This window comes from Microbacterium sp. 22242, assembly GCF_052045495.1.
GTDB lineage: Bacteria > Actinomycetota > Actinomycetes > Actinomycetales > Microbacteriaceae > Microbacterium.
Genome location: NZ_JBQEOZ010000003.1, coordinates 267,531 through 290,655 on the forward strand (window position 1 = coordinate 267,531; position 23,125 = coordinate 290,655).

Here is a 23,125-nt window from a genome sequence, read left to right on the forward strand (position 1 = left end):
GCAGCACTCACCATCCCTCACCACCAGAACCGCCGTGCTGAGTGCTCGCGATCACGTCAGCGACGCTCCGCTGGCCCGTACTGCCATCGACCAGATAGCTCGTGTGCGCGTCGACGCGCGGCATGGTTCCGGTATCAAGGTGGTGAACGCCCGGCAGATCTTGAGGCCGGGTTCCGAACTGTCCGCTGATCGCGACCAGATCGCCCGGCGCCGCCCCGACGAACACATTCCCACCGACGTTAAGCTGCGAAAGGTCGTCAGTGCCGAGCCCCGGAGATCCGAGCACGACCAGAGAGTCGAAGGCCGAGCTCTGCTGGGCTGCAAGTCCGAGCACGGTCGACCCGTAGGAATGTGCGATCCCGATGATGTCTGCGCCAGGGTTGTTCGCACGGATCCCGTCCGCGAACGCCGCGAGCTTTGAGGAACCCGCCTCCGCGTATTGGCGCTGCGTCGCATTCAGGATCCACTCCTTGTTCCACTCGCCCTGAGGCGCGTCGTAGTCCATCCAGGTCACGAATGCCGTGGAGGAGCCGGCGGCACCGCGAGCCTGCAAGTCGCCATGCGTTGCCGCCCGCAGATTGCTCATCTCCGCAACCGGGTCGGACAGGCCGCCGGGCTTGTCTGCGCGCGAGGTCCAGCCCTGTGTGTAGACCGCGACATGGTCGGCATGGTCGACATCGCCGAGGCTGAGCGCGACGTGCACGCTCGAACCCGAGTCGGGATCGAGCACGAGCAACTGCGCGTCGGGATGATTCCTCAGAGTCTGCTCGATCTGCACGTACGCCTGCTCCTTGCGGGCATACTCCGCCACGGCGTCCGGCGGACCTGCCGGGCAGGGCTGACTCAGATAGCGCTCGAGGAGGATCCGGTTCGCCTCGTCCCTGACCGCGCCGGGCAGCGTCGGCGTATAGCCGTAGACATCCCGCAACTGCGCCGTCGGGAGTGCCCGCCGTTGCTCCGGCGTCATGGCCTCCCACTTGGCCTGCAGGGAACTGGCCGTCCCGGCGCCGTGTGAAGTTGCGCGGCCGACGGTAGCTCCCCCCTCGGCCGCGCTCGCCCGGTCCTGCTCATCGGCGTCACGGCGGAGCGCTCGGGCCGCAGCGCGCAGCGTCGCCGCTGCGGTGTGCACGCGTCGGCTGTAGTCGGAGTCCCACTGGTGCCGGAACCGCACCGCGACCGGGCCGATCCAGGCCGAGATCCGGATCCCGTTCCCCACGGTCATCCGATGCGCGTCGAGCTCCTGCGCATGCTGGTCGAGCTGGTGCGCCAGCGCGCGCAGCTGCGCGACGTCCGCGCCGTATATGCCGCTCATCCCGGCTCTCGGATTCCGACTTCACCGCACAACCCGGCGACAGTCGCCGCGGCGGCGGCGCTGTCATCGTCGCACCATTCGCCATCGATGAGCACCCGGATGTTTCCCCCTGACCAGGCCAAGCCCGCCCGGGTGCCGTCTATCCCGGCTGTTTCGATGAATGCACGATCGGTAGTGACCAGCCCGGCGAAGAACTCTCGCGCCCGGCTGTCCGCATCCAGATTCGGAGTCTGGACGAATTCGAAGCCGGTCTCCTTGACATCGGCGGCCACACAAGCGAGCTCAGATGTAAAGAGGATCTGCTTCCGCGTGCCCGCTCCGTCTCTATAGAGAGTGGTCGCGGTCAGGCTGGACGATATGGTCGAGAAGATCGCGGCGAGGTCGTTGAAGAGATCATCGTCCCCGACGACCGCGGCGCGGACAGCGAGGAACCGCCACCCCAGGTCCAGATACTCCGAGCTGCGTCGAAACCGGTCGAACTCCAGCTTCTGTTCTGCAAGGGGAGAGACATCCTGTTGCTCGACGAGTCCGTCCCACGCCGCGACTACTTCAGGCGCGGTCAGCTCTCTCGAGATGGTCATTTCTTCTTCCCCCAGTTCCAGGGAAAGATCTGATCCGCGGTCGCGTCCATGCGATCGCTGATCATATTCATGACGCCGAGCACGCCGTCGTATCGCTTCGTCATGACCTGACTCTGCTCCCCCGTGAGGTTCGACGGGTCGACGTCGCGGCCGAACACGTTCTCCACGCCTTTCGCGTACGTTTCGTCCTGCGAGTGCTCGTTGTACGGAATCGTCCAGTCCACGAAGGTCTTGGCAACGCTGACGCCGAAAGCGAGCGGGCTGACCTTCGAGGCGACGACGCCGATGCCGCCGAACACCGCAGAGGTCCCATTCAGGAACGCACCCACGCTGTCGCGGTCGTTCAGCGCATCCACGGCGGTGGCCGTGTCGAACATCACACCGATCGGCCCAAGAATTTTAGGTACCTTCACCCCCCATTTGTAGACCTCGTTCAACGCGTCGACAGCGCCGGCACCGCTGACAATGTTCTCGACTCCGTCGATCAGCGAATGCGGGTCAAGCTGCCAGGAAGGCTCCACGAACGCCGGCATTGTCCGTGCCGACGGCTCCGGCGTCGCGCCCACCCATCCGCTGAGCCCGCCCGCCGCTCCTCCGCCCACCGCACTCGCCCTGTCCTGCTCGTCGGCGTTCCGGCGGAGATCGATCGCTGCGGCCCGCAGGCGCCCGGCCGCTCCGTGAACACGCCGACTGTAGTCCGAGTCCCACTGCGCGCGGAACCGCACGGCGACCGGGCCCATCCATGCGGAGATCCGGATCGCGTTGCCCACCGTCATCCGATGCGCGTCAAGCTGGCTCGCCTGGCGATCGAACTGGGCGGCCAGCGAGCGCAGCTGCGCGACGTCGGCGCCGTACGTGCCCATGGGCGTTCCTTTCTCTCGGGTCCGGCCTACCGGGATCAGACTCGACGGGCCGGGGACGGCGGACTACTGGGAGGCGCTCTCCTGCTGGGCGGCATTCTGCTGGGCGTTCTGAGACGCCTCGCGAAGTGCCTGGGCGACCTGCTTCAGCGCCGAGGTGTGCTGCCCCGACCAGTCGTTGCGGAACTTGGTCGCATCGGGACCCTCCCACTGGGTGTTGCTGAGCGCGCCGGTGAGGGTGCTCAGGATCCCGTCGATGTCCGACGCCTTCTGGCTGAGCTGGGTGCTCAGCTGCCGGACCTGCTGTACGTCAAGACCCCATACGGCCATGATCATTTCCTTTCGTCTGCGGATCCAGAGATCTGCGGTGTCTGCGGACCGGAGGATCCCGATCCGACGTCCTCTCGCTCCTGCGATACCCACAAGCTAGGGGCGGCTCGGCGAGGCTGTCGATGGAGAACATCCCCCATCCGCAGCGCCCTAGACATGCGCAACCTGCACCTTCGCCGCGCGGCCACCCGCAATGAGGAATCCCCGGCCCGCGGGGAAATCCGCACGACGGATCCGCCCCAGGGGCGTGCCCAGCAGCATGTCCCCGTCCATCTCCCCCGGGACCAGGATCAGGCCCCGTCGCGATGCCTTGAACGGCTGGCCGAGCGTGTACGCCTGAGACCAGGTGGACGACTCGCCCTCGCCGACCACGAACAGCTCCTCGCGAGCCGCGGCCTTCACCAGTCGATCCAGCTCGTACTCCGCCTCCGTGCCGGTGAACTCGGGCAGTCCCTCGACGAACAAGGCGAAGCGCTCCCCCGCCTCGATCCGCGGGACGAGCTCGGACGCCAGCGCGGATACCGCCTCCGCACCCTCCACCTGGCGACTCCAGCCGGCGCCGGCCAGCGCGCTGCGCCGAGCCGACAGCAACACCGTCGGCAAGGACGGGGCCGCGCGGCGCACCGCCGCACCCAGCGTCGCGACAGCGGTGGTGCGTCCGCTGCCAGGAGGACCGGCGAGCAGCAGCAGCCCGTTCGCCCGCACGACGGCGGCGGCGAGAGTGACATCGTCGATCCCGATCACAGGAGTCTCAGCCGGCCCCACCGGAAGATCCGCCAGCAGCACGTGCTCCGGGAGCCTTCCGACCGCCGTGGGCCGGGGCCCGGTGCTGCGGCCGAGGCTGCGGCCCAGCCGCTCCATCTCGCGGGCCTGTTCGGCGATGTTCCCGCTCGCGCCGAGCACGGCGATCTGCACCTCGAGCCCGCGGACGATCCCCCGGCCTGGCGGCGAGACGGGGCTCAGCACGTCACGGGGCGCGCCCAGCATGAGGTAGTCGTCCTCGTGGGCGAGCCGCAGCACGATGCGCTGCTGCATGGTCGAGGCGATCGAGGTGGGCAGCGCATTGGGCCGGTCGGCGGTGGCCACGACGTGCACGCCGAGGGCGCGACCGTCCGAGGCGATCTGCGCGAAGGCGCTGAACCACGGGCTCAGGTGCGCGGGCCCGAACTCGTACTGCTCCTTGAACGCGCCGATCCCGTCGACGATCAGCAGGATCCGCGGCTCCTCTGGCGCCTGCTTGAGGGTGCGGTACTCGGACACGGATCCGGCGTTCACCGCCGCGTACCGGGTGGCGCGCTCGTCCACCACGTCGCGGAGGAGCCGCAGCAGGCGCACGACCCGCTCCTCGTCGTCGCCCTGGATGACCGCGCCGACGTGCGGGAGCCCGTCGAGCATGCTGAGGCCGCGCGAGCCGAAGTCGAGGCCGTAGACGTGCGTCGGGCCGCCGTGCCGGGCGGTGGCCGCGGCCGCGACCGCGATCGTGCGCAGCGCGGTGCTCTTGCCGGATCCGCCCGCGCCGAAGATGACGAGGTTGCCGTCGTCGGGCTCGAAGAAGAACGCGGGCTGCGCCTGCCGCGCCGGCTCGTCGATCACTCCGAGGGGCAGTGTCGTGTCGGTGCGCGGGTTCGGCAGCCGGTCGAAGCGGTACACCGCCGCGAGCTCGTCGAGCCAGGGCCGCCGCGGCGCGGGGATGCCGGCGCGGGCGGCGGCCTCGCCGGTCGTGCGCACGATCCGGGCGATGTCGCTCGGCCCCCGGTCCACCACGACCTGCTCGACCTGCGGCTCCTCCCACTCGGCGTGCACGCCGAAGCCGAGCCCCGCCACGTCGATCCGCGGCTTCGGCGGCTCGCCGCTCGTGTGCCCGCCCGCGTATCCGGTCTGGAACGGGATGAGCCTCCCCGGGCCGATCTTCGCCGCCCCGCGGCCGGGGACCGACGGATCGAAGAACGCCGCCATCCTGTCGCCGAGGATGTCGGTCGAATCCTCGGCGTCGGCCATCCGCAGCGCGATACGCAGGTTCGTGTTGGCCCGCAGGTTGTCTTTGATCACCCCCGCCGGTCGTTGGGTCGCGAGCACCAGATGCAGGCCGAGCGAGCGTCCGCGCTGGGCGACGTCGACCATCCCGTCGACGAACTCCGGCACCTCCTGCACGAGCGCGGCGAACTCGTCGACGACGATCACGAGACTCGGCGGGCATGCCGGATCCCCGCTCTTCTCCATCGTCGCGAGATCCTTCGCGCCGGCCGCGTTCAGCACGTGCTCGCGGTGCCGCAGCTCCGCGCGCAGGGATTCGAGCGCCCGGCGCACGAGGTGCGGTGACAGGTCCGTCACGAGGCCCACCGTGTGCGGCAATTGCACGCAGTCGGCGAACGCGGCGCCGCCCTTGTAGTCGACGAACAGGAACGTGAGCCGGTCGGGGCTGTGCGCCGCGGCCATCGCGAGCACCCACGACTGCAGGAACTCGCTCTTGCCCGCACCCGTCGTGCCACCGACGAGCGCGTGCGGACCGTCGCCGCGCAGGTCGAGCGAGAACGGCTCGGATCCGGCGTGCCCGAACACCGCCCGCAGCGTGCCCTCCCGCCGGCGCGGCACCGGTGGCGCGTCGCGGACGGTGATGGATCCGCTCTGGCGCCAGCGGTCGATGACCGCGTCGGCCTCGTCGAGCACGTCGTCGCCGAGCAGCGCGGGCAGGCCGATGGATCGCGGCAGGTCGGAGTCGTCGACGTCGGGCGTGCCGATGTCGACCACGGGGGCGAGCTGGCGGGCGAGGTACTCGGCGCCGGCGATGTCGAGCCGCTCCGGGACGATCGATGCCGCGAACGCGCCGCGACGCACCTGCCCGGTCGCCGCGGTGCCGTGGTCGTCGACGAGCAGCACCGCCCGGCAGGCGGCCGGCAGCTGCTCGGCCCGCGGTGCGCACCACACCAGGTGCACCCCGGCGTCCGGGCCGCGCTCGGCGATGCGCGTCAGCCGCGCCCGGTCGGCGGGGACCCCGTGCTCGACGAACACGACCAGCGCCGGCACACGGGGCTCGGGCAGCTCGGACTGCTTCGACTCGTCGATCGCGCCGCGCAGTGCGACCTGCTCGATCCGCGCGTCGATGGCCTCCTCGATCCGCGAGAGCACGCCGCCGAGCGCCCCCCGGTTGTCGGCCAGATGCACACCCGCGAGGGGGCTGTGCGCCGTGCTGGTGTGCGGCAGCCACGCCAGCCACTGCCACTCCGGCGCCGCGTTCGGAGAGACGAGCGCGGCGATCGCCACTTCGGTCGGGGCGTGCCGGATCGCGAGCTGCGCCAGAAGCCCGCGCGCGACGTCGCGGGCGAGGGATCCGGCGACCCCGAGGGATCCCGACTCGCGAAGAGCCACCGGCACGGGCACGTCGGCGATCGTCGCGTAGCGGTCGCGGAGGTCGTGCAGCTCGCGGATGCTCTCCGGCAGCGTCTGCTGCACGGGTGGCAGCTCGACCTCGGTGCGGGAGCGGTCGGAACCCGTGCCGGTGCGCACCGCGAGGAACGTACCGGACTCCGCCCGTTCGGTCCACAGCAGCGGACCGAGCCGCAGCGCATCCTGCTGCAGAGCGGACAGCGGCGGCAGTTCGTCCTCGCGCACGGCCCGTTCGCGCGTCTGCAGCTCGTCGAGCCGCTCTCGGGTGAGCTGCATCGCCCCCGCGAACGCCTTCTTCTGCCCTTTGAGCGTGCGCCGGCCGACGAGCGCCTGGTCGATGAACGCGCCCACGAGCAGGAGCGGGCTCATCGCCATCATGATGACACCGAGCAGCTGCCCGGTCAGCGCCCACATCACCGCACCCATCACGAGCGGAGCGGCCAGCGCGATGTACGGGAAGCGCTGCCGCGGCGGCAGTTGGGGCGGCGCAGGCGCAGCCACCTTCTCGCCCGGGAACCGCGGAACCACCCGGGGGGAGCGGATGTGGTCGATCTGCGGGGCGGTCGCGGCTCCGCTCTGCTGCAGACGGGAGAGCGACAGCACCGAGTCGCCGACCGTGACCGTGTCCGTCGGTCCGACCGCGACCCGGCCGACGCGCGCGCCCTGCACGATGACGCCGTTCGCCGAGCCGAGGTCGACGATCTCGATCTGGTCGGAGACGTTGATCCTCGCGTGACGCTTCGAGACGAGCGGATCGCCGAGGCGCACGTCGACGTCGCGGTCGCGCCCGACCACCGTCGCGCCCTCCGGGATCGCGAACTCGGCACCGGCGTCAGGACCCGCCAGAACCCGCAGCCGCGCCGTCGCCGGACCGCGGTCCCGGAGGGCGAAGCGATCCTGTCCCGGCACCGGCACCGCTTCGACGTGCATGCCGGAGAGCAGCCCGGCCTCCGCGATCGTGGTTTCGGCCGGCAGCGGCCGCGCCCCCTGCGGCGCTGCTGCATCGAGGATCCGGAGCGACATCTCCCCTGCCGACGCGGTTCGAGGCCCCCGGGGATCCGAACGAACCAGGCAGTCGGCGACGTCGCCGACGGTCGCCGTGGCGTCGACCGTGATCGCCAGATCGGTCCGGGTCCCGCCCGAATGCAGCGTGACCTTCAGCTTCATTCCGTGTCCTCCGGGGTCAGGTCGAGGAGCGGAAGGTCGGCGCGGGTGACGATCCGGGCCGCGATCGCATACTCGACGAGACGGATCCTCCGGTTGGTCGCGTAGGAGCGCATGCCGCCGCGCAGGCCCCGTACGCCGAGCCTGTCGAACTTGTCGCAGACGTTGTCGAGCTTGCGATTGAAGCGGGTGACACTCCAGCCGAGGCGTGCCGCGGCCCTGGCGCCCGTGGGGATCTCGCCCATCCCGACACCGTCGCGAAGCAGCATCGACTCGGCGAGTGCGAGGATCACGAGTTTCTGCGACGGCGTGAGCGTGACGTCGCCGACCGTGGTGATGCCGTGCAGAGCGCTCGGCGCCGCCTCTGCGAACGCCGGCTCGGTCATGTGCACCGAGAGCTCATAGGTCGTGGGACCCGCCGTGAAGACGATCGTGGTCAGCCCGAACACGAGCGGCAGCCGTGCACCGGGGCCGAGCCACGACTGCAGCCGGCCGGCGCCGTCGGTGACCGTCACGGCGAGCCGGGATCCGACGTTCGACAGCACCCACAGCCCCTCGACCTGACGCACGTCGAGCAGATGCCGGTGCAGGAACGGATTGTCGTCGATGACGAGGTCGGCCTCGCGGCCGATGCTCATGCTGCCGCCCTGGCGCAGCGCGTGCCACTCCCCGCAGTATTCGACGTGCAGCGCGGGTTCGTCCGGATCGGGGGCGATGCCGGCGACGACGGCGATCGGACCGGTCATGGCGCGCACCCCTGCACGCCGTCGGATGAGGCCACACCGGACGCGCGGACGAGCAGCACCTGGATGCAGGTGCGCCCCCCTGCCGCCGCGGGCACCGAGACGGTCGAGTCGGTCGCGGTCTGGAACGTGCTCTCCTGCCCCGCGACCACCGGACGCCAGCGGTACGTGTCGCCCTTCTCCGGATCCGGATCCGTCCAGGTGAAGACGACCTGATCGCCTGTCACGACGCCCCTGAGGTCCTTGACGTCGACCGGCTGGTCGCTGCCGACGTCGATCGGATCGGGCGAGGAGGTCGCCTTCGGCGCAGCGGACCCGGGCGGCACGAGCACCAGCGCGGTCGTGACCACCGCGGCGAGCAGCGCTATGCCGCCGGCCAACAGGCCGATGCGCAGGCCGCGGCCTCGTTTCGGCGCGGTCTCGGGCGGGGGCACGAGCTCCGGGGCGGCCTCCCTCACGATCGTCTCGTCGACCGCGGGAGCGGCCGGCGCAGCGAACGCCGCCGGATCGCCGAGCGGCGACCGGCTCGGGCTCGATCCCGACCCGGAGACGGATCCGGTCGGGCGTCGCAACGTGTCGTCGGTGCCCGGCACGGCGGAGGCGGAGACGGTCAGGTGCCGGTCGGGGACCGTCGGATCCTGCGGGATCGTGGTGCCGGTCGGGGCGAGCACCGGAGTCGGCGCGGTCGGGCCGGTCTGTGCGTCGATCCGGACGATGCCGCGGAAGCGCGTCTCCTCCTCGCCGTCGTCGTGCAGCGCAGAGGAGAGCTCCTCCTCGACCACGTCGATCGTGGTCGGCTGCATGCCCAGACCGATCTGCACACGCTGCAGGGCGCGCGCGAACTCGAGAGCGCTCGCATAGCGATCCTCAGGGCGCTTGGCCATCGCTCGGCGGAGCACGGCCTCGAACTCCTCGGACACGCCGGGGCGTCCGAGCGGCGGCAACGGCGCGTTCTGGATGCGCGACATCACGTCGATCTCCGTGTTCGAGCCACCGGGGATCTGGAACGGGGTGCGGTTCACGAGGAGCGTGTACAGGGTCGCCGCGAGCGAGTACACGTCCGACGCCGCCGTGCCGGTCGGCGGCACCGCGAGCGACTCCGGCGGCGACCACGGGATGCTCATCCCGACCAGCTCTTTCCCGCCGGTCGCGGCGGAGATGCCGAAGTCGGTGAGCTTGGGTTTGCCGTACTCCGTGACGAGGATGTTCGCGGGCTTGATGTCGCGATGCAGGATCCCGGCCTTGTGCGTGGTCTCGATCGCTCCCGCGATCTGGATCCCGATGCGGAGCGTGTCCGCTTCGCTGAACCTCTCCGCCCGATGGCGCAATTGCAGGTTCGGCTTCGAGCAGTACTCCATCACGAGGTACGGACGACCGTCGTCCGCGACGCCTGCCTGGTACACGGCGACGATCGACGGGTGGTTCGCGAACTGCGCCATCAGGTTCGCCTCTTCCGCGAACCCGGCGATCGTCGACGCGGCCAGGTGCTCCTTGAGGAGCACTTTCACCGCGACCTGCCGACGCGGATGCGACTGCTGGTACAGGAACACGTCGGCGAAGCCGCCGGAGCCGAGCAGCCGGATGCTCTCGAAGCCCGCGATCACGGGCGGCGCGGAGGGGGGTCGAGTCGCCATCACAGCCCCTCGAAAGAGAGCACGATGTCGTCGCCCAGGTCGAGCCGGTCGCCGCCGACCAGCAGGGTCGCCTCGCCGGGATGCAGCCGCACCGGTTCTGCGCCGACGCGCAACAGCCGGGTTCCGTTCGTCGTATTGAGATCGGTCGCGACGACGTCGGATCCTTCCACCCGCAGCTCGACGTGGCTGCGGGAGATGTCGTGATCCGGACTGTCGACCGTGACCAGATGCGGGATGAGTCCGGTCGCGCGCACGGCGCGCGGACGGCGGCCGACGACGGCACTCCGGTCCAGCACGACCCGCTCCCCGCTCGACACCACGAGCACCGCCGCGGCGCGCGCGGCGCCTTCCGTGCGGGTCTCCTGCATCGCGGCGCCTCCCTGTGCCAGCCGCTCCCGCAGCGCGGTCACGTGCTCGCCGAGCACCGTCTCGCCGTCATGGTCGCCGTGCCGCTCGCCGACAGGACTCCCCGGAGACGGCGGCGCCGACGTTCCGGAAGAGGCTGCAGGGATGCCGGTGATCATCACGGGGCCGGACGCACCATTCTCCGAGCGCACCGCCGCCGCCTCGACCGACTGGATCCGGGTCTCACCCCAGAGCAGATGGTCGTACCCCCTGGTCAGCTCGGGATCATCCGCTTCTTCGGCAGGATCGGCTTCCACGTCCTCCGCGAACGTCTCGTCCAGTGCGGCGACGTAGGTCTCACCCAGCGCTGAGCCGAGAGTCTCGTCCGCGCGGAACGTGGATGACGATGCCGAGGAGGCGGAACGAGACGAGACATCGGCCTCTTCCGACTGCGGAGATCCGTTTCGGTCGCCGGGGGCATCGTCGCGCAACGGCCCCGGGAGAACGACTTCCGCGTCCTCCGCCGACTTCGGGAAGGCGCTCAACTCGGCGGGGTCCGGCGTCGTGGACGAGAGGAGGCTCTCCGCGGCGTCCTCGGTCGGCCGGAGGGCGTCGCGCACGGCGCTCGGCGTGAGTTCCCAGAGCACCCGGCCGGCCCCGGCGACACCGTCGGCGAGCGGGTAGAGCAGCGGCTCGACCCCGGCACCGGCGAGCTCGACCGCCACCACCCCGGTCGCCGTGCGCTCGCTCCACGTGGCGACGCCCAGACCGGCGACCTCATCGATCGCCCCGTCGGCGCGGGTCAGCCGGGCACGTGCGGTGCCGCGCACCATGAGCCTGACCTCGCCTATGTCCGGATCGCGGAATGCCACGGCGAATGATGGCAGCGCACCGAGCGACGAGCCGAAGGAGCCCACGAGCACCTGGATCACCGCGCCCGGGCCGGGTTCGGCCGACAGCGCATCCCACATCGCGCGCACCGATTCGGCGGGCAGCTCGGCCGAGAACAGCCCGGCGACGTCCACACCGACGACCGCGTTCCAATCCCCCCTGCTATAGGTGACCATGCGCATCCCTCTCCGTCTCACCCGCCCGGGGTAGGGTCGCCCCCGCGGTGTCTTCCTCGTCGTCGCGGTCGACGACCGCTCCGACCACGTCCACGACGACGACCGTCACGTTGTCGCGGCCGCCGTGGAGCAAGGCCTCGTGGACGAGCCGGGTCGCGGCGGCCTGCGGGGACAGCTCGGTACGCAGCACGCGCGCGATGTCGTCGGCGGCGAGCTCCTTGGTGAGACCGTCGGAGCAGACCAGCAGTCGCTCCCCCGCTGCGACCGGCAGCAGCCAGTAGTCCGGCATCGCGGTGGATCCGGCGCCCAGAGCACGGGTGATGACGCTCCGCTGCGGATGCCGCTCGGCCTCGGCGGGTGAGATCGTGCCGCTGTCGACGAGCTGCTGCACCGAGGAGTGGTCGACGCTGATCTGGGCGAGCGCGCCGCCGTACAGGCGGTAGGTGCGGGAGTCGCCGACGTTGAGGATCACCCAGTACGGTTCTCCCGCCTGTGCGCAGAGCACGGCACCGGAGAGCGTCGTACCGGGAGGGAAGGACCCGATACCCAGTTCATCGACACTGCGGACGGCGCGCGCGAAGGCCTCGTGCACGGCGTCGGGATTCAGGGACAGGCCGACGAGTCGGCGGAACTCGTCGATCGCGCGGGCGCTCGCCTCCGCGCCGCCCTCGTGTCCTCCCATCCCGTCGGCCACGAGGAACAGTGGCGCGTCGGCGAGGTGGGAGTCCTCGTTCTTCTGACGACGAAGCCCTCGATCCGACGCGGCGCCCCAGGTGAGCTCGACGCCGTCCACCCGGATCATGGCCGCTCCGATCGCCGGGGAGGCCGCAGACGTCGCCGCAGCCGCAGCCGCCCGACCAGCCCGCGAAGCCGGATCCCCCTCAGCACAGAGGCCGGGAAGAGACGCGCGCGCAGGCGACGATGCCACGGCATCGCGCGGGCGAGGAGTGCACGGGCGTGCTCCGCATCGGCCCAGTACTGCCGGGCCTCGGCCTCTGCTGGCTCGCCCGCACCGAACACGGCCGCATCGGCCCGCTGTGCGAGGGCCACGGCGCCGGCCACGGGCACGAGCGCGTCGAGCGCATGGCCCTGCTCACGGCGGGTCCCTCCTCTCGGCAGGGCGTATCCGACGTCGCCGGCGGCGTCGACGAGCTCCGCCCACCCTCCGTCGACGCGACCCACGCTGCTTCCGCTCTCGCCCCGCTCGCGGCGGCGACGCGCCCGCAGGGTCACCAGGGTGAGCGACGGGCCGCACAGCACCAGCAGCACGAGCAGCGACAGCCCTGCGATCTGAAGCGAGGTCCACAGCCAGCCGAGGTCGAGGGGCTGGTCGCCCTTCTTCGAGTCCTCGACTGGCGGGGCGGGCGGCAGCTGAGCCGGCTCCTGCGGCTGCTGCGGCGGCTGGGCGACCACCGCGCGCGGCTTCTGCCGGGGCTTGGGCGTCTGCTCGGTGGGGATCCGATCCTCAGGCGGGGTCGGGTGGAAGGCCACCCAGCCGATGCCGTCGAAGGGCACCTCGACCCACGCGTGCACGTCCTTGCCCGTCACGGCGGTCCTGCCCGCCTCGGGCGTGAAGCCCAGCACGACGCGCGAGGGCACGCTCATCTGCGCGAGCGCCAGCGCCATCGCGACGGAGTACTGCTCGTCGTCGCCGATCATCTGCTGCTGCCCGACGAGCGCCTGCTCACGATTGAGCGAGTGCCCGGAACGCGACGCGGCCTGTCCGGCCAGACCGTGGCTGAAGTATCCCTTCCGGAAGAAGGCCTCCAGCGCCTTGACCTGCTCGATCGGAGTTCCGGTCGACGGCACGGCGTCGCCGATGATCCCCGCGATCGCGTCAGGGATCTTGGCCGGCGCCGGCATGCTGATCTTCGCGATCTGGGCCTTCGCGAGCTGCGCGTCGGTGGGCGCCGTGGGAACGGTCACGTCGAGCGTGTAGTGCGACCCCCGGCTCAGCCCCGTGGTCACGACCGCGGTGCCGGTCGCCGCGTTGTAGTTCACCGCCTCGGCGTCGACCTTCCGCGCGGCCGTGAAGTCGTCGAGATAGCCCACCGTCGGCATCCACACGCCGCCGAGGTCGTCGACCGTGATCCCGATCCGTGCACGGGTTCCCTGGAGAGGATCGTCGACGGAGCGTCCGAGGCGGCTGAACACACCGGATCCGGGTCCCCCGCTGCCGGAGACCTTGTAGACGATCCCGTCGTACAGGTCGAGGGTCGCCAAGCGCACGGGAGTCCCTTCAGGCAGCCCGGTGACGTCGAAGAGGGTGGAGTCGGATCCGTCCCTCGTCCACTTGCGGAAGCTCATCAGCGGCGAGGCGTAGTCATGGAGCTCGAGCGGCGGGACGACGTGATCGCGCAGCACGTCGCGGCTCGGCGCGGCGATCGCGGCCACGGCGCCGCCGCCGGCCGCTGCCGCGACCACGATCGCGCCGGCGAGGACGGCCGCCGCCGCGCGTCCGGCCCATGGCACGGCGTCGCCGCCCCCGACCGCCAGCTGATTGGTTCGCCGGGCGCGCTGCACGCACCACGCCGCCCAGCCGACGGAGAGCACCGCGAACGCGACCCCGACCGCGATCGGGAATGCCCCCAGGTAGGTGCCGAACACGATCGCGAACACGAGCAGCAGCCCGGCAGGGATCAGCGCGAACAGGGGTCGGCGCGCCCGCAGCACCAGGCCGACCGCGACCGTCGATGCGACGAGCGCGGCGAGGAACGGCCCGACCACGAGCGAGGCGAAGCCCTCGAACGGTGCGGGCAGGGTGAGCAGCTGCCGCCACACCTGTACGGCGTCGGTCGCGAGCGCGCTGAGCACGTCCAGAGTGGGGACGACCCCGAACAGGGCGATGTCGCGGTGCCCGATCGCCCCGCCGACGAGGAAGTACGCGACCACCACCACGGCCGCGACGACGAGCACGCCCCAGCGACGCCAGGCGCCGAGCGCCGCGATCAGGGCGCCCAGCAGGATCCCCGCGCCCCCGGCCACCCAGAACTCCGCGCTCTGGAATGCCGAGGACAGCGGCATCAGGGAGAGGCCGAGCAGGGCGACCACGACCGCGAGGTCGACCCACGCCCGGGGCTTCACGCCGCCACCGCCGTCATCGCACGGCGCAGGTCGCCGAGGCCCGGCACATCCACGGTCACGAGGTCTCCCACGACGTGGCGCGCGACGCCCTCGCCCGAGGTCGCCCGCAGTGCGAGCGCCTGCGCCGCCGGGGGGATCCGGGTCGCGGCCTGACGCAGCTGCTGCAGCAGTACCGGGGATCCGGCGACGAAGGCGACGACCGACACGGCCGGCGCCTTGGTCGCGACGGTGCGCGCGGTCGCGGCGACCGCGGCGGAGTCCGGGCTCCGCTCGACGCCGGAGAGCAGGTCGAGCAGGGCGGTGGGGGTGGGCGCGTGCAGCAGCCGCTCGGACACGGCGACGCGCACGTCCTTCCCGTCCCGCATCGCGCTGACCGCGACGGATCCGGCGATCGACACGGCGAGCTCGAACTCGTCGTCGTCGGCGTATTCGTCGGCACGGGTCGAGAGCGCGATCACGAGCTGCGAGCGCCGGGTCTGCTCGAACTGGCGGATCATCAGCTTCTGGGTGCGGGCGGTCGACTTCCAGTGCACGTAGCGCAGGTCGTCGCCGGGCACGTACTCGCGCAGTGCGTGGAACGACACGTCGTCGTCCGCGAGGTCGCGCGTCGGCAGTCCCTCCAGGTCGCGCAGCAGACCGGTCGTGTCGCCGCCCAGCGTCACCGTCCGCGGGTGCACGTACAACTCGGTCGGCTCGGTCCAGGCGACCTCGCGACGGAGGACGCCGACCGGATCCGTGCGCTCCGAGGAGACCGGGCCGAGGGTGAGCACCGCGCGGCGCTGGGTCGGGATCTGGAAGAGCTCGTCGTGCACGGCGCCGGCCGCCAGCCGCGGAACCCGGAACTGCGCCTTCGCCTGCCCCACCGGCAGTACGATCCAGGCCGAGGGGGATCCGCGCCGGGCGGCGCCGCGCACGACGACCCGGCCGACCGCGGCCTCCCCCACCACCACACGCGACGAGGCCAGTTCGACGGCGACGGCGTACTGCGGCCGGACGACGACGAACGTAATCGCGAGCACGAGCACGAGCGCGGCGGCGACACCCACGGCGATGAGCTCCGCCCAGCCCCAGACGAGACCCGCGGCGAGCGCGACGACGGCGACGACCACGAGCGCCGCCCCCAGCGCGGTCACGACGCGCAGCCGTCGGCCGATGCCGGCGAGCACCGCGCGGATCGGCCCGGCCGACGCCCCCGCCAGGGAGAGCGCACGCGCGATCACCCGGCCTCCCCTGGTGCCGGGGTGCGCCGTCCCCAGGGCGGCGGGAGCGTCGGCGATCATGCCGCAGTCGCCCGGGACTGCGGAGCGGCGACGTCGGCGAGCACCCGTGCGATGACCTCTCCCGCGCTCGCCCCCGCGAACTCGGCGTCGGGATCCATCACGATGCGGTGAGCCCACACCGGCGCGGCGAGTGCCTTGATGTCGTCGGGGATGACGTACGTGCGGCCCTCGGCGGCGGCCCAGACCTTGGCTGCACGCATCATGGCGACGGCGCCGCGCACCGAGACACCGAGGCGGGTGTTCGGGTCGCGCCGGGTCTCCTCGGCGAGCTGGGCGACGTAGTGCAGCACGGCGTCGTCGACATGCACGGTCGACAGCAGCTCGGCGAGGTCAGTGATCGCGCTCGTGGTGATCATCGGCTTGAGCGCGGCGGCCCGGTTCTTCGTGGAGGATCCGCGCAGCACCTCGGCGGCCGCCGCGAGATCGGGGTAGCCGATCGAGGTCTTGATCAGGAAGCGGTCGAGCTGCGCCTCGGGCAGCTTGTAGGTGCCCGCCTGCTCGATCGGGTTCTGCGTCGCGATCACCATGAACGGCCGGCCGACCTCGTGCGAGGTGCCGTCGACCGTGATCCGCCCCTCCTCCATCACCTCGAGCAGCGCCGACTGCGTCTTCGGCGAGGCTCGGTTGATCTCGTCCGCGAGCACGATCGATGCGAAGATCGGGCCCTTGTGGAACTCGAACCGGTGCTGCTGCTGGTCGTAGATCGTGATGCCGGTCACGTCGCTGGGCAGCAGGTCGGGGGTGAACTGGATCCGCGCGTGCGTGCCCTGCACGGTCGCCGCGAGCGCCTTCGCAAGCTGGGTCTTGCCCGTGCCGGGGGCGTCCTCGAGGAGCACGTGCCCTTCGGCGGCGAGCGCGGTCAGCACGAGCCGGATCACCTCCTGCTTGCCGAGCACGGCCTGCCCGACGTTCTCCGCGAGCTGCGCGAACGTCTGGGAGAACCAGGTGGCCTGTTCTTGAGTGAGTGTCATGTTGCGTTCTTTCTGCTCACTGAGCGACGTACTGTTCGGTTCCGACTTGGAGCCATGGTCCGTATGCCCACGGTTCGATGGAGTACGCATCTGTTGCGCCTGGACACGTGATGGTGATCGAACCTGATGGCTGGCTGAAGTCGCCGGCGACTTCAGCCCCGCATCCGTACGTCGCCCACGGGCCGCTGTTGCCAATAGGCGACGAGCTGCGCGTGTAGGCGCGGAACTTGGATACCTGCGGGAAGTTGTTCCTGACCTGGTTATCCCAGTGATAAGTGAGGGCGTCACCGTTGCGCGTGACCCAGTAATGTGCCTGCGGCGGCGGGTTGGCAGTGCCGCTCACAGAAGCGGAGGTCGTGCCCGCAGCATTCGTGTAACTGACGTTGATGGTCGTGCTCTGGTTCGGTGCGAGTCCGCCCTGTGTATACGTATGCGTGCCGTCGGCGGTGCTGTTGCCGTCGGGCGCAGACGCCGAGGTGATCGGGCGGCCGTTCGAGTTCACCGTCCAGACGAAGTACACGGCGTTGTCCTGGCTCGAGACCTGGGTGAAGTTCACGATCGGCTTGCCGAACGGCACCGCCGCAGTCGACGTCGCCTCCGGGCCCGGTGAGACGCCCTGCACTGACGATGTCTCCCAGACGTTCACCGTGTACGACGTACCGTTCGAGAGCCCGCCGATGGTCCCGCCGCCCGCAGGCACGGTGCCGACGGCGCCCGTCTGGTTCACCCGGTAGTTGTAGGTGATCTCCGAGTCGCGGTTGCCGTTCAGCGCGCCCGGAGTGAAGGCGAGCACGGCGCTGCTGTCGGCCGGGCTGAGCGTCACCCCGGTCGGGGCGCCAGGAGCGTTCGCGGCGCGCCGCGGGCTCGAGTCAGTGCTCGGCACCGAGTCACCGGCCTTGTTGTGTGCAGTCACGGAGAACGTGTAGTCGGTCTGACTCGTGTCTACGACGACATTCTGCGAGGTGCCGGATACCGAGATGGTCTGCACGACGGATCCGCCCTGTTTGACGGTCAGGGTGTAGCCCGAAACCGCATCGCCGTTGTTGTTCGCGGGCACGGCCCAGCTGACTGCGATCTGCGCCTGGGAGCCCACAGGTGTGGCAGGCGACGTCTGCGGCTGACCCGGCGCGTCCGGCACGCCGGCCGGCACCATCGGCGCCGACCAGGCGCTCCAGTCCGACGGATCGGGTGCGAGGTTGTGCGCGCGGATCCGCACCTGGTACGAGACCCCGTTCTGCAGGCCGTCCCAGGTGAGGCTGTTCCCGGAGACGCCGAGCTTGTCCGCGGCCGCGCCCAGTTGCGGAGTGATCTGCAGGTCGTAGTTCGTGACGGGCGAGCCGTTCGAGTTCGGCGTCGCCCACGAGACCATGAGCTTCTTGTCACCGAAGACGAGGTTCGGCGCCGCCGGCATGTCGGGCCTGGCATCGGGCCGGGCGTCCGCGGACATCGGAGAGGGATCCGACTTCCCGATCGCGTTCACCGAGACCACCTGGAACCGGTAGACGACGTTGTTCGTGAGCCCGTCGAGCGTGCAGGTCGTCGAGGCGCACTGCTTCGAGTACCCGTTCTGCGAGGTCACCTCGTAGCCGGTGATCGGCGAGCCGTTGTTCGACGGCGGGGTCCACGACAGCACGACCGTGCGGTCCTGGATCGAGGTGACCGTCGGCACGCCGGGCACGCCCGGCTTGCCGCGCACCGTGAGCACGATCTTCGCCTCGGCCTGCCGGTCCGGGGAGTTCGTCGCGTCGGCGATCCGGTAGGTGACGATGAGCGTGCCGAAGAAGTCGGACGCGGGGGTCACCGACACCTTGTCGCCCTGGATCACCGCCTGGTGGGATCCAGGGGTGTCGACGTGCACCGAGACGACCTTCAGCGGCTTCTCGCCCTGGAACGGGTTGACGTCGTTCGCGAGCACGTCCACGACGCTCGCGACGCCCTGCTTGGCGTCGGGCACGAGGTCGTCGTTCGCCACCGGCATCGGCCTCTGCGTGGTGATGATCGAGATCGTCACCAGTCCCTGGCCGGGCTTGCTCTTGCCGTCGTCGGCGCTGACCTTGAGCGACAGCGTCGCGCCGGGCTTCAGGTCGGAGGCCGCCTTCACGGTCAGCGAGCCGCCCGAGATCGAGACGTCGATGCCGTTCGGCGCCGAACCGTCCACCGCATAGCGCATGCGATCGAGATCGCCCTCGTCGGGATCGGTCGTCAGCCGCTTCAGGTCGAGCGTCACGCCCGCCTCGCCCGGAGCCAGACTGATCGCCGCGTTGCGCAGCGCCGGCGACTGGTTCTCCAGCGGCTGCACCAGGATCGGGATCGTCACGTACGCCGACAGCCCCTGCGGGTCGTCGGGGCCCGTGCCGTCCGTGACGCGGACGCCCACGGCGTCGGGGCCGAAGTAACCCTTCGCGGAGGTGTACTGCAGGTGCTCCGCGTCCTTCATGAGCGGCGCCCCGTCCGCGTGCCCGGCACGGAGCGAGTCGGCGACCGCGATGCGCGGGGTCCGCCCGCCGCGCACGACGACGTGGTCGGCGAGCGCGATCGACACGCTCTCGCCGCTCTTCACGACGATCGGAGTCGTGTCGACGACGCTCGGCACCGCATCCTTCGTGCCGGGCACGAAGAGGAACGCCTGCGCGGTGAGGCCGTCCGGGTCGGTGTCCTCGTAGCGGATCACCTGCGGATCCGGCGTGACCTTCACCTGCACCATCCCGCCGGCGAGCACCTTCGCGTTCGGCGAGAACGTCTTGACCGTCAGCCGGCCGGTCGTCCCGTCGGGATCCTCGTCGTTCTCGAGCACCGAGACCTTGACGCTGTCCGTGCGGGCCACGGCCGAGGCCGGCACGTGGTCGTCGCGGGCGATCGGGGCCTTGAGCGGTGCGTCGTTCGAGACGTCCACCAGCAGCGGCGCTTGCGCCGTCGCCCCGTAGGTGTCGGCGATCGTGTAGGTCAGTGTGTACTGCCCCGGCTTGTCCGGCGTGGTGACGACCACGCGGCCGCCGCTCACCGAGGCCTTGATCCCCACAGGGACGGTGAGTCCGCTCTTCACGAGGGCGATCTGGTCGCCGTCGGGATCGCTGTCGTTCGCCGTCACGGGAACCGCGACCGTTCGCCCGGGGCGCACCTGCACGATGTCCTTCACGGCGTACGGCGCCTGGTTGTCGGCGCCCGGAGGAGCGACACCCACGGTGACCGTGCTCTCCGCCGTGGCGCCCAGCCGGTCGCGCACCACGTACGTGAACGTGTCCCTTCCCTCCGAGGTGTCATAGGCGGTGTAGGTCAGCCAGGCATCGCCGACGGCCACTCGTCCGAGGGCAGGACTCGACGACGTGCCGACGAGTTCGACGGAGTCTCCGTCCGGATCGATGCCGTCGAGCGGGATCGGGATCCTCGTCGTCGTCCCGGCGATCACGCGGGCGATCACCGGTTTGGGGAGCGGTGCGGAGTTCGCCGCGGCGTCGACCGCGAGCACCTGGATCGTCAGGTAGCCGGCGACCCGGTTGCCCTGGCTGTCCGTCACCTCGTAGGTGATGTAAGCGGGGCCGGGCTTGGATCCGGCCTGGAAGCGCACCCGGCTGCCGTCGACGAACGCGGCTCCGTCGCCGATCTTCGCGTCGACGAGGTCCGGCAGCAGGTTGAGCGTGTCGTTGTCGGGCGAGTAGTCGTTGGCGAGCACGTCGACCGAGACCACGTCGCCGACCCGGACCACCGCGGTGTCGGGCACGGTCACCGGCGGACGCAGGGTGGCGGGCAGCGGCACGGGCACGACGAGGATCTCGCCGTCCGCACTCTGCAGACCGTCCGAGACCGTGTAGCCGATCGTGATCGGCTGGCGCAGCCCGCCGACGTCGGTCACCCGCACGACGGAGTGGTCGAGCACCTCGGCGGACACCGGCGAGCCCTGCGGCAGGTGCACGCTCTGCACCACGAGCACCCCGCCGCCCGGATCCTCGTCATTCGCGAGCACGTCGACGAGCACGTTGCGCCCCGTGGGCAGCAGAGCCGTGTCCCGGACCGCGATCGGCGGGTGCCCGTTCCCGCTCGCGGGCGCGACGTCGATGCGGATGAGGCCCGCGGCGGACTGTGCTCCCGAGGTGACCAGGTACTGCACGTAATACGTGTCAGGCGCGTCCGCCTCGAACGACAGGGTGTTCGCGCTGTAGTTGGGAGTGATCTTCGCGCCGGGCGCATAGTCGTTGCGGGCGAGGCGCAGCGGCTCCCCCGACCGGCTGATGTCGTTCTCGAGCGGGGAGAGCGTGATCGGCACTCCCGCGGTGGCCGAGTAGTGGTCGGCGTTCGCGACCGGGGCGAGGGAGCCTTTGGGGCGCACGTCGACCTTGAGCACGCCCGTCGCCGTGGCTTGGCCGTCCGACACGGTGAGCGAGACGTCCTTGATCCCGGTCGCCCCGCTCGCAGCCCGGAACTCCATCATGCCGTTGGTGCGCGTGGTGACGACGTCGCCGCCGGCGACCTCGGCGTGCTGCAGGAACAGGTCGTCGCCGTCCGGGTCCTTCCAGCCCTGCAGCGCGTCGTACGTGATGCTCGCACCGGTCTCGACCTGGATGGTCTGCGAGCGCTCGAGGACCGGCGCGGAGTTCTCGGAGAGGGGGTGGATCGTGAGGGTCACGGTCGCCTGAGCGGTCCCGCCTCGGCCGTCGTCGACCTGGTATCGGAAGCCGGCGGTGCCCGTGGCTGCCGCGGGGACCGCGACCTGGAGGGCGGCGCCGCCGAGGACCGGGGTCACCGTCATGCCGGCGGGCGGATCGCCGACGAGCGACGCGGAGAGCAGATCGCCGTCCGGATCGCTGTCGTTCTCGGTGACGCGCAGCACGGAGGCGCGACCGGGCCGCACGCCGTACGAGTCGTCGACCGCGATCGGCTTGTGGTCCTCGGCGTCGCGCTTCGGCAGCTCCAGCTGTTGCTGCTGCTGGTCGCTCTGGTCCTGCTGCTGCGTCTCGTCCGGCGGCGGGATGACGTCGTCCCAGTTCTGCACGATCTCGGCCTTGTTCGTGACGACCCAGACCATGCCGCCGCGGGTGTCGTTCACGACGACGACGCGTCGGTTGACTCGCAGCACGGGGGTCGCGTTCGCCGGCACGTCGAGCTTGGCCTGCACGGTCGCCTGCCCGTCGCAGCGGCGCAGGTAGGCACCGTTGCTCCACACCGCGTAGGCGCACCCGTTCAGCCATACCGGCTGCGCGGGTGCGCCGCCCGCGTCTGCGGCACGGACGGTCTGGGCCGCGGAGCCGTCGAGCGGCTGCCGGATCAGCGCGGATCCCGCCGTCAGGTACGCCGCGTCGCCATCGGCGGACGTCTGCTGCAGGCGCGCGCCGGACGCCCGCGGAATCGTGATCGTCCGTCCGTTCGCGATGAGCACGCCGTTGCGGCTGTCGAACACCACCGGGGTACCGCCCACCGCGGCGAGCTGCACCTGGGGATCCGAGGCCAGGCCGTCCAGCGCGTCGGTGCGCACGGCGCCGGACGCCGTGTCGACGCTGATGAGCTTCTTCTTGGCCGGCGAGACCGCGAACAGCGTCGATCCGTCGCGCGAGATCGCGACCGCGCCGCCTTGGCCGACGGTCGCGAGCGCACCCTTCTTCTCGAACCGCGCGCCGACGATCCGATCGCTCGGCACGGCGTAGAGCCGTCCTCCGCCGAGCACGCCCATCTCCCCGCCGCCGAGCACGGCTTTCGCCCCGGCCGGCAGCGCCTGCTGGCCGGTGAACTCGTTCGAGGCCGGATCGATCGGCGCGAGCACCCCGTTCGCCTGGTCGAACACGACGACCCGATCGCCGTCCTGCAGCACGTCGTAGTCGGGCGCGGTCGTGCGCAGCGCGCCGTCGAGCAGGCGCGAGGGGTAGTTCAGGTGACCGACCAGCAGGTCGTTCGACTTGGTCACCCAGACGCCGCCATCGTCGAGCTTCAGGTCCGCTGTCGGAATGCCCTGGTAGAGCACTGCGAGTGCCGAGATCGTGACGGCCGCCACAGTGAGGGTCGCACCGGACGCCAAGGCAGCACGACGCTCACGGAGCGCACCGAACAACTTCGGCAACGATGCCATCCCACGCTCCGATCTTCCTGCGACGCCGCGCATGCGGCTCGTCCCCTCTGACAGAACCGGAACGGCCGTTCGACCGCGATGGGGAATATCCCCCATGCGCGAAGCGCACGCGTCCCCATCCCTTTGGCGCCGAATCGCGTCCCCGGTACTTCTGCGCCGCAGACTATCCGCACGCGGGTGCCCCGCGACCGCGAAGAATGTGCGGAAACACGCGGAATTTCCGATCCGGAACATCCGGATCGGAGCCTCCGGAACGCATGACCTGGCCACTGAGGACGACGGCGCGTCATCCGTCATCGACCACGCGGCAGAATG

General features: G+C 70.8%; 13 protein-coding genes. All 13 read right to left on the minus strand.

Annotated elements, in window-relative coordinates; all coding sequences use genetic code 11:
• Positions 1-7 precede the first annotated feature (7 nt).
• The 13 genes from ACTJJZ_RS04550 to ACTJJZ_RS04610 all read right to left on the minus strand — a co-directional run bounded on the left by ACTJJZ_RS04550 (position 8) and on the right by ACTJJZ_RS04610 (position 22,810).
• A complete protein-coding gene (locus ACTJJZ_RS04550; RefSeq protein WP_440719988.1) occupies positions 8-1,312 on the minus strand; it encodes an alpha/beta hydrolase in 1,305 nt (434 codons plus the stop codon).
• Complete coding sequence (locus ACTJJZ_RS04555) at positions 1,309-1,893, minus strand: hypothetical protein (protein ID WP_440719989.1); 585 nt, start codon at positions 1,891-1,893, stop codon at positions 1,309-1,311. The genes ACTJJZ_RS04550 and ACTJJZ_RS04555 overlap by 4 nt, the downstream gene beginning before the upstream one ends.
• Positions 1,890-2,756, minus strand: coding sequence for a hypothetical protein (locus tag ACTJJZ_RS04560; protein WP_440719990.1), 867 nt, complete (start codon positions 2,754-2,756; stop codon positions 1,890-1,892). Before ACTJJZ_RS04560 ends, ACTJJZ_RS04555 begins: the two co-directional genes overlap by 4 nt.
• 63 nt (positions 2,757-2,819) lie before the next feature.
• Positions 2,820-3,083 carry a WXG100 family type VII secretion target gene (locus ACTJJZ_RS04565; protein ID WP_440719991.1) on the minus strand — a complete coding sequence of 88 codons (264 nt, stop codon included), beginning with the start codon at positions 3,081-3,083 and terminating at the stop codon, positions 2,820-2,822.
• Between the two features lie 150 nt (positions 3,084-3,233).
• A complete protein-coding gene (locus tag ACTJJZ_RS04570; RefSeq protein WP_440719992.1) occupies positions 3,234-7,634 on the minus strand; it encodes an FtsK/SpoIIIE domain-containing protein in 4,401 nt (1,466 codons plus the stop codon).
• The gene (locus tag ACTJJZ_RS04575) at positions 7,631-8,377 is read right to left on the minus strand and encodes a hypothetical protein (RefSeq protein WP_440719993.1); all 747 of its coding nucleotides are present in this window, start codon (positions 8,375-8,377) and stop codon (positions 7,631-7,633) included. The genes ACTJJZ_RS04570 and ACTJJZ_RS04575 overlap by 4 nt, the downstream gene beginning before the upstream one ends.
• Positions 8,374-10,008 carry a serine/threonine-protein kinase gene (locus tag ACTJJZ_RS04580; protein ID WP_440719994.1) on the minus strand — a complete coding sequence of 545 codons (1,635 nt, stop codon included), beginning with the start codon at positions 10,006-10,008 and terminating at the stop codon, positions 8,374-8,376. Before ACTJJZ_RS04580 ends, ACTJJZ_RS04575 begins: the two co-directional genes overlap by 4 nt.
• Entirely contained in the window at positions 10,008-11,426 is a 1,419-nt protein-coding gene (locus ACTJJZ_RS04585) for an FHA domain-containing protein (RefSeq protein ID WP_440719995.1), read from the minus strand. Before ACTJJZ_RS04585 ends, ACTJJZ_RS04580 begins: the two co-directional genes overlap by 1 nt.
• Entirely contained in the window at positions 11,407-12,222 is an 816-nt protein-coding gene (locus ACTJJZ_RS04590; RefSeq protein ID WP_440719996.1) for a PP2C family protein-serine/threonine phosphatase, read from the minus strand. Before ACTJJZ_RS04590 ends, ACTJJZ_RS04585 begins: the two co-directional genes overlap by 20 nt.
• Positions 12,219-14,504 (minus strand): transglutaminase family protein, encoded by a 2,286-nt coding sequence (locus tag ACTJJZ_RS04595; protein ID WP_440719997.1) that lies wholly within the window; start codon positions 14,502-14,504, stop codon positions 12,219-12,221. Before ACTJJZ_RS04595 ends, ACTJJZ_RS04590 begins: the two co-directional genes overlap by 4 nt.
• Complete coding sequence (locus ACTJJZ_RS04600; RefSeq protein ID WP_440719998.1) at positions 14,501-15,784, minus strand: DUF58 domain-containing protein; 1,284 nt, start codon at positions 15,782-15,784, stop codon at positions 14,501-14,503. The genes ACTJJZ_RS04595 and ACTJJZ_RS04600 overlap by 4 nt, the downstream gene beginning before the upstream one ends.
• Positions 15,781-16,755, minus strand: coding sequence for an AAA family ATPase (locus ACTJJZ_RS04605; RefSeq protein ID WP_440719999.1), 975 nt, complete (start codon positions 16,753-16,755; stop codon positions 15,781-15,783). Before ACTJJZ_RS04605 ends, ACTJJZ_RS04600 begins: the two co-directional genes overlap by 4 nt.
• A gap of 16 nt (positions 16,756-16,771) precedes the next feature.
• The gene (locus tag ACTJJZ_RS04610) at positions 16,772-22,810 is read right to left on the minus strand and encodes an Ig-like domain-containing protein (RefSeq protein ID WP_440720000.1); all 6,039 of its coding nucleotides are present in this window, start codon (positions 22,808-22,810) and stop codon (positions 16,772-16,774) included.
• Positions 22,811-23,125: the final 315 nt, after the last annotated feature.

Excerpts from the sequence above, each read along its gene's own strand:
- ACTJJZ_RS04550 (WP_440719988.1), bottom strand. The coding sequence starts at position 1,312 with ATGAGCGGCATATACGGCGCGGACGTCGCGCAGCTGCGCGCGCTGGCG.
- ACTJJZ_RS04555 (WP_440719989.1), bottom strand. The coding sequence starts at position 1,893 with ATGACCATCTCGAGAGAGCTGACCGCGCCTGAAGTAGTCGCGGCGTGG.
- ACTJJZ_RS04560 (WP_440719990.1), bottom strand. The coding sequence starts at position 2,756 with ATGGGCACGTACGGCGCCGACGTCGCGCAGCTGCGCTCGCTGGCCGCC.
- ACTJJZ_RS04565 (WP_440719991.1), bottom strand. The coding sequence starts at position 3,083 with ATGGCCGTATGGGGTCTTGACGTACAGCAGGTCCGGCAGCTGAGCACC.
- ACTJJZ_RS04570 (WP_440719992.1), bottom strand. The coding sequence starts at position 7,634 with ATGAAGCTGAAGGTCACGCTGCATTCGGGCGGGACCCGGACCGATCTG.
- ACTJJZ_RS04575 (WP_440719993.1), bottom strand. The coding sequence starts at position 8,377 with ATGACCGGTCCGATCGCCGTCGTCGCCGGCATCGCCCCCGATCCGGAC.
- ACTJJZ_RS04580 (WP_440719994.1), bottom strand. The coding sequence starts at position 10,008 with ATGGCGACTCGACCCCCCTCCGCGCCGCCCGTGATCGCGGGCTTCGAG.
- ACTJJZ_RS04585 (WP_440719995.1), bottom strand. The coding sequence starts at position 11,426 with ATGCGCATGGTCACCTATAGCAGGGGGGATTGGAACGCGGTCGTCGGT.
- ACTJJZ_RS04590 (WP_440719996.1), bottom strand. The coding sequence starts at position 12,222 with ATGATCCGGGTGGACGGCGTCGAGCTCACCTGGGGCGCCGCGTCGGAT.
- ACTJJZ_RS04600 (WP_440719998.1), bottom strand. The coding sequence starts at position 15,784 with ATGATCGCCGACGCTCCCGCCGCCCTGGGGACGGCGCACCCCGGCACC.
- ACTJJZ_RS04605 (WP_440719999.1), bottom strand. The coding sequence starts at position 16,755 with ATGACACTCACTCAAGAACAGGCCACCTGGTTCTCCCAGACGTTCGCG.
- ACTJJZ_RS04610 (WP_440720000.1), bottom strand. The coding sequence starts at position 22,810 with ATGGCATCGTTGCCGAAGTTGTTCGGTGCGCTCCGTGAGCGTCGTGCT.